The 1,278-nt window shown below is 67.2% G+C and carries 2 protein-coding genes; both read right to left on the bottom strand.

Annotation, left to right across the window (positions count from 1 at the left end; all coding sequences use genetic code 11):
• Positions 1-25: 25 nt before the first annotated feature.
• Positions 26-913 (bottom strand): IS3 family transposase, encoded by an 888-nt coding sequence (locus ACFV6E_RS42810; RefSeq protein WP_385469175.1) that lies wholly within the window; start codon positions 911-913, stop codon positions 26-28.
• Complete coding sequence (locus tag ACFV6E_RS42805; RefSeq protein ID WP_385168136.1) at positions 910-1,209, bottom strand: transposase; 300 nt, start codon at positions 1,207-1,209, stop codon at positions 910-912. Before ACFV6E_RS42805 ends, ACFV6E_RS42810 begins: the two co-directional genes overlap by 4 nt.
• Positions 1,210-1,278 lie beyond the last annotated feature (69 nt).

The following is a 1,278-nucleotide window of genomic DNA, read 5'->3' as shown; positions in this document are numbered from 1 at the left end:
CCCCGTGATCTTGGACACTTGATGGTTATGCCGCGAGGGCGTGTCGGTGTCGCCGTCGGGTCTCGGCCGGGGTGAGGTAGCCGAAGGCCTTGTGTCTGCGCAGACGGCGGCGGTTGTAGAACGTCTCGATGAAGTCGAAGACGTCGGCTCGGGCGGTGGCCCGGTCGGACCAGACGCGGGTGCCGATCTCTTCTTTGAGCAGGGCCCAGAAACTCTCCGCCGCGGCGTTGTCGAAACAAGATCCGGTGCGGCCGCAGCTCTGACGAAGACCCAACTCCCGTATTCGAGCGCGGAATCGGCTCGAGGTGTATTCGCTGCCGCGGTCGCTGTGGATCACGCAGCCGGATTGCAGTCCACCGCGGCCGTGGGCCATGTCGAGTGCGTCGGTGACGAGGTCGGCGCGGTGGTGGTCGGCCATCGAGTAGCCGACGACCTCGCGGGTGGCCAGGTCCAGCCAGCAGGCGAGGTAGAGCCAGCCCTCGGTGGTCGGCAGCGCGGTGATGTCGCCGACCAGTTTCGTGCCGGGCATTTCGGCGTCAAAGTCGCGGCCGATCAGGTCCGGGGCCGGCCTGGCCTTCGTGTCCGGCCTGGTCAGCGAACGGCGCTTGCGGCGGGTGACGCCCTGGATGCCGTGCTCGTGCATGAGGCGAGCGACTCGTTTGCGGTTCACCCGCCGTCCCAGACGCCGCAGTTCGGCGTGGACGCGCGGGACGCCGTAGGTATGGCGCGACCCGACGTGGATCACGGTGATCTCATGCACCAGGGCCTGGTCGGCGGCCCGGCGGGCCGAGCGGGTCTTCGCCGCGGCGACCCAGGCATAGAACGAGGAACGGGCCACCTTCAGCAGGCGGCAGAGGAAAGCGACGTTGTAGGTGGTCTTCTCCGCCTCGATGAACGCGTACGTGTCGTTCACCGATCGCTCTCCTTCGCGAAGAAGACCGCGGCTTTTCGCAGCACCTCGATCGTCTTGGCCTGCTCGGCGTTCTGCCGACGGAGCCGCTTGAGCTCCTCACGCTCGGCAGTCGTGAGCTCTCCCGGAGCGCCCTCGCCCCGGTCGGCCTTCGCCTGGCGGTACCAGCCGCGCAGAGACTCCGAGCTGATGCCGAGCTCCCGGGCGACGGCGGTGACCGTCTTGCCCGTGGAGTCGACGAGCGCGATCGCGTCCTGCTTGAACTCCTCGGTGTACCGCTTCGTGTACTTACTTCCCACCTGGTGCTACTTCCTCTGGGATCACTCAGATCCCAGTCTCCAGGTGTCCGCGATCACGGGGAAGCTCCA

It is taken from the genome of Streptomyces sp. NPDC059785 (genome assembly GCF_042732375.1).
Classification (GTDB): domain Bacteria; phylum Actinomycetota; class Actinomycetes; order Streptomycetales; family Streptomycetaceae; genus Streptomyces.
This window is presented reverse-complemented; position numbering and strand designations above follow the sequence as displayed.